At 51.0% G+C, this 5,050-nt stretch carries 4 protein-coding genes; all 4 read left to right on the forward strand.

Translation table 11 applies throughout. The annotated features are described in order from the left end of the window. The first annotated feature begins 242 nt into the window (after positions 1-242). The 4 genes from QNK41_RS07085 (at position 243) to QNK41_RS07100 (ending at position 5,046) form a co-directional block, all read left to right on the forward strand. Complete coding sequence (locus QNK41_RS07085; protein WP_319255175.1) at positions 243-692, forward strand: hypothetical protein; 450 nt, start codon at positions 243-245, stop codon at positions 690-692. 336 nt (positions 693-1,028) lie between these two features. Beyond that, positions 1,029-1,445 carry a DUF134 domain-containing protein gene (locus QNK41_RS07090; protein ID WP_319255177.1) on the forward strand — a complete coding sequence of 139 codons (417 nt, stop codon included), beginning with the start codon at positions 1,029-1,031 and terminating at the stop codon, positions 1,443-1,445. A gap of 113 nt (positions 1,446-1,558) precedes the next feature. Further along, complete coding sequence (locus QNK41_RS07095; protein WP_319255178.1) at positions 1,559-2,398, forward strand: Mrp/NBP35 family ATP-binding protein; 840 nt, start codon at positions 1,559-1,561, stop codon at positions 2,396-2,398. A 317-nt stretch (positions 2,399-2,715) separates the two neighbouring features. Continuing rightward, positions 2,716-5,046: a DUF294 nucleotidyltransferase-like domain-containing protein gene (locus QNK41_RS07100; protein ID WP_319255180.1), complete on the forward strand. Its 2,331-nt coding sequence runs from the start codon at positions 2,716-2,718 to the stop codon at positions 5,044-5,046. Positions 5,047-5,050 lie beyond the last annotated feature (4 nt).

Genomic DNA, 5,050 nt, shown 5'->3' on the forward strand with positions numbered 1-5,050 from the left:
CCAGACGCTCACGGTGAGTTCACCCGACGATTGAGCCGCGATAGCGAGCGCGTTCCCCGTCGCTTCTCGGCGCGAAGCAAAGATCCCGCTCATCGGGGCGGCGGGGTTAGTGAGCGAACTGGAAATCGATATATATCCCTACGGTGAACCCTCCCCGCGGCTTGCCGCGGGGAGGGTTCAAAACAAGATCCACTATGTGTGTCACCCAGCGATGTTAACCCGATGGAGAAACAGAGCCGCAAATGAATGATTACTTTGCCCGTTTCAGCGAATCTCCCGCCAGCTTTAAGAAAAGCTTTGCCATTCTGGCGGTGGCCTGGGTTTGCCATCCGATCTTTATCTATTCGCTATTTTGGGCCGTAGAGCCGGTGGCGGGTTCGGATAAAGACATCATGAAAATGGCGATTGTCAGCCTTTGTTTATGTTTTCTGCATGTATTGATAAAAAAATGGGCCAGGGCGCTGGTGGTAGTGGGGAATATTTTTATTGTTCTCAATGATTTTTTTTATTTTTTCGTTACTCCCCATAATAAAATTTCAACCATGCTCTGTGTGACTGTCGTGTTGTGTACGATCGTGGGCACGTATTGGCTTTTCGTGAAAGACTCTCGTGAGTACTTTACCCAGGTCAACCCGAAATTGGAACCGCCGGAAATTCCTGACTCAAACGCCGGCCCGAATCGTCCCCGTTGATATCGCTTGCTCCATCAGGGCGATCACATCCGCCTGGTAGAAAATAGACCCAAAAATATATTGCCATCTTAGCCCCAGCTTTCCTGAAAATTAAACAAAATGAGAATAACGATACTATTCCTGGAACCCACCATTCGTGACTACCAGAAAATGGCAGTAAATTGGCCATATTAATTTTGATACCCATCCTTTAACCATTTCTTTCATTTTGTTTGTGCAGCATCGGGGTTAGCGTTGGTATCATCTTCTTCCCCTGTCGCCGGGGAAAATGGTTTGAGTATGGAAGCCGGTAAGAATAACAGCTTGTAACCGAGCATATGCTTTAATGGAGGCCTCATGGGAAGACCCAGAAAAGACCGACTCGTGGCATTCAATCCAAAAATCAGCTTTTTCAAGCCACGCGGCATCCCCATGCTTGACCTTGCCGAGGTGTGCATTACTGTGGATGAACGGGAAGCGCTCAGACTTGCGGACCTGGATGGGTTGTCCCACGAAGATTCCGGGCAGTGCATGGGGGTTTCGCGGGCGACATTTGGTCGAATCCTCCACAAGGCGAGGCAGACGGTGGCCGATGCGCTGATTAACGGAAAAGCCATCAAAGTCGATGGCGGAAACTACAAAATGGTTGAAGAGAAACGTCAGTTTTCATGCCGGAAATGTCAACGTCAGTGGGATGAGCCTCTGGGCACTGGCCGGCCGGAAGGATGCCCCGGGTGCGGGCAGGATGACTTCCACCGTTACCTGAGCCAGTAGCCGGTCGAACCGGTATATTGACACTTTCGATCGCGCTGCCTTCCGCAGGCACCCGCCGGGTGCCGATCTCGGTAGCAGCCCTTGCGCGCTGGCTTGATTTGGAGATAAAAAAGATGGTAGAAATTCAAAGCAGTATGGGAACAGCGGATCAGCAGGCCGATACTCAGGCCAAGAGAGACACTGATGTCAAGGGTGCGCTGGGTCGTATCAAACACAAATTTATTATCATGAGCGGCAAGGGTGGTGTCGGGAAAACCAGCACCGCTGTGAATCTTTCGCTGACCCTGGCGAGCATGGGCCGTCAGGTGGGAATCATGGATGTCGATCTTCACGGCCCCGATGTTCCCCGAATGCTTGGACTTTCCGGAATGCTCGATCTGGGAACCAACCGGAAACTCAATCCCATGCGCTATTCGAAAAACTTGGGCGCCGTCTCCATCGAGTCGTTGACACCAACCAAAGATGAGGCGATCATCTGGCGTGGCCCGGTCAAATATTCTGCCATCCAGCAGTTTATTGGAGACGTGGAGTGGGGCGACCTCGATTTCCTGCTCATTGACGCCCCTCCGGGAACCGGCGATGAACCACTCACCATAGCCCAAACGATTCCCGATGCCAAGGCCATCATCGTTACCACTCCCCAGGAAGTCTCTTTGGCGGATGTCAGAAAATCGATCAACTTCTGCAAAACGGTCAAGATGGAAATCTTCGGGCTCATCGAGAACATGAGTGGGTTCGCCTGTCCCCACTGCGATTCGTTTATTGATCTTTTCGGATCCGGTGGCGGGGAAAAAACCGCTCTTGCCGCCGGCATTCCTTTCCTTGGAAAAATCCCCTTTGATCAAAAGATGGTGGAATGCGGAGACGCCGGCGTCTCCTATCAGCAGCAGCACAAGGATTCCCCCGTCTCAGAAGCGTTCAGGGCCGTCGCCCAGAAAATGGCCCAATTATAGTAAACCAATCCTTATTGTTCAATCGTTCATTCCTTCCAGCACCATCAAACTGTTGATTTGGGATGGTGCTGGAGGAAACTCCTTTTAGCCTGTTGTACCCATTGATAATGGCCTAATCCTGGCTCGTCGCTGTCAACTCACGGACTGTATAACATCCCTGAATACAATGATATCGCTTCCACCGGGAAGTTGACATTGCCTGGTGTTGATGATTTAATCTTTGCAACCGACGGCCCGCGAGTGCGAGAAACGGGGTCGATCGGCCCATTTTTATTTTCGGCGCGGTCCTTCATTTCCTTCAGATTAAGGATGATCAGATGAAAGCAGGCATTCTTCGATTTCTTTCCAGCATGCCTCATTTCTCATTTCTCACCAAGGACGAACTCGATCGGGTTGTGGCAAAAGCCGAACTGCTCCATCTTGAAAGGGGGCACCCGGTTTCCACGCAGGGAAAGACCCGCATCGAGAATGTGCTGGTGATCATGCGAGGTCAGCTTTCCCTCTATCAGGATGATCGAGGGGAACCGGAATTGAGCGGATACATCAAGCAGGGGGAGGTCTTCGGGGGGATCTCGGTGATGTTGAACGCCGGCATATCCCTGAGGACGGCCAAGGTGGACACCGATTTGCATGCCATCTCCATACCGGACAGCGTTATCATGGAGATATGTACCAAGAACAAGGCTTTTTATGAATATTTTTTGGCCAATTTCAGTAATAATATCTTTGATGAATCCATAGATGCCATTACCAGGGTCGTCCAAGCGCGTCTTTTTTTGTCCGGCATCGATCCCTTTACCTTCCTGCCCGAAGATGAGCTCGATCGTGCCGCCCAAACACTCTCACGCATTAACTACCCGCGAGGAACCGTCCCTTTTGTTCAGGGCAAGACACGCGTTGGCTACCTGTACATGCTTCAAAAAGGTGCCGCGGAGCGGTATTTTGAAGAAAAAGGCGCCAAGAAGATGCGTGACTTGCTGTCCGAAGGTGATCTATTCGGCGGTATCTCCATGCTCCTGAATGACGGGTTGGCTGTGCGCACCCTGGAGGTGATCGAAGACTCCACCTTTTGTGTGCTGCCCAGCCATGTTTTTTTTGAGCTATGTGAGAAATACAGCGTATTCTCCGACTTTTTTTCCGATACCTTCGGGAAACGGATGCTCAGCCGGTCATATGCAGCGATTATTGCCAAAACATTGCACCCTCAAGAGGGCAGCCTTCAGTTTTTCAATCAACCCTTGTCCCAGATCTATTCACGCAATCCAGTCTTCTGCGATGCCGGCGACTCAATAAGGGATGCTGCCGGTACCATGCTGCGCCAGAAGAGCAGCTATGCGTTCATACGTTCGAAGGATCCGGAACAGGTGGGCATCGTCACCGAAAGGGATTTTGCCCGCAAGGTGATTGCGCGTGGACATCCCATCGATAAACCGGTGGGCAGCATCATGTCTGCACCTCTGCGAACGATATCGGATAAAGCGCTGGTTTTCGAGGCCATGATGACCATGATGGAGGAGGATTTTCAGCATGTGGGCATCAGGGATGCAGACGAAAACATTATTGGCATGCTGTCCAGCAAGGATATTTTAGCCTACCAGGGGCAATCCCCGCTGTTTCTGCTGCGCGAAATTCAGATGGCGACCGACCTGGATATTATTATCGATAAGCATCAGCAATTGCCCAGATTGGTTCGCAGCCTTATCCACAGCGGCGCCACGGCCAAAAATGTGACCCGCTTTATCACCACGGTGTCCGACGCGATTTTAAATAAGCTTATGTCCATGACCCTGGATGAGATGCCCCCCCCCCCGGTGCCCTTCGTGTTCATGATTTTGGGCAGCGAAGGCCGGCAGGAACAGACCCTGAAAACCGATCAGGACAACGCCATCATTTACCAGGATCCGCAACCGGATGACGCTGATTCCGTAGATCGCTATTTTCTAAAGTTCGGTGACATCGCCTGCACATTGCTAAACCAGGCCGGCTACGATTTTTGTACGGGTGGGGTCATGGCCAAGAATCCAAAGTGGTGTCAATCCCTTAGCCGATGGAAGGCCTACTTCAGCGATTGGATTCATGCCGCCGAAGCCGAGGACCTCCTTCAGGCCAGTATTTTCTTCGATTTCCGACGCGGGTTTGGAGAAGACTCGCTGATTGCCGAATTGCGACAGCATCTGTTCGCATCGCTTGATGGATGGCCCGGCTTTTTCCGGCACATGACCGAAAATGCCCTCAATTTCAAACCTCCCCTCGGGTTTTTTCGCAATTTTGTGGTTGAATCCAAAGGTCGGCATCGCAATGCTTTCGATATTAAAAGCGCCATGACCCCCATCGTTGATTTTGCGCGGGTGTATGCCCTAAAAAACAGGATCGATGAAACCAACACAATGGAACGGCTCGATCAACTCAGGATCAAGAAAATTATTTCTCCTCAGGAATATGAAGAGTTGGAAAAGGCATACAGTTTCCTCATGCAGCTGCGGTTTGTGCGGCAGATCACCGCGGTAATGGACGACGATACCAAGCCGGACAACTACATCAATCCCAAAAAATTGACCCACATCGAACAAACCATGCTGAAGGAGATCTTCAAAAGGGTAGAGAAGTTTCAATCCAAGATGAATTTCGAGTTTATCGGCATCGCCTGACCGG

The sequence above is a fragment of the Desulfosarcina sp. genome, assembly GCF_033791525.1.
Taxonomy (GTDB): domain Bacteria; phylum Desulfobacterota; class Desulfobacteria; order Desulfobacterales; family Desulfosarcinaceae; genus Desulfosarcina.

Coding starts and splice junctions, on each gene's coding strand:
- QNK41_RS07100 (WP_319255180.1), top strand. CDS start 2,716: ATGAAAGCAGGCATTCTTCGATTTCTTTCCAGCATGCCTCATTTCTCA.
- QNK41_RS07085 (WP_319255175.1), top strand. CDS start 243: ATGAATGATTACTTTGCCCGTTTCAGCGAATCTCCCGCCAGCTTTAAG.
- QNK41_RS07090 (WP_319255177.1), top strand. CDS start 1,029: ATGGGAAGACCCAGAAAAGACCGACTCGTGGCATTCAATCCAAAAATC.
- QNK41_RS07095 (WP_319255178.1), top strand. CDS start 1,559: ATGGTAGAAATTCAAAGCAGTATGGGAACAGCGGATCAGCAGGCCGAT.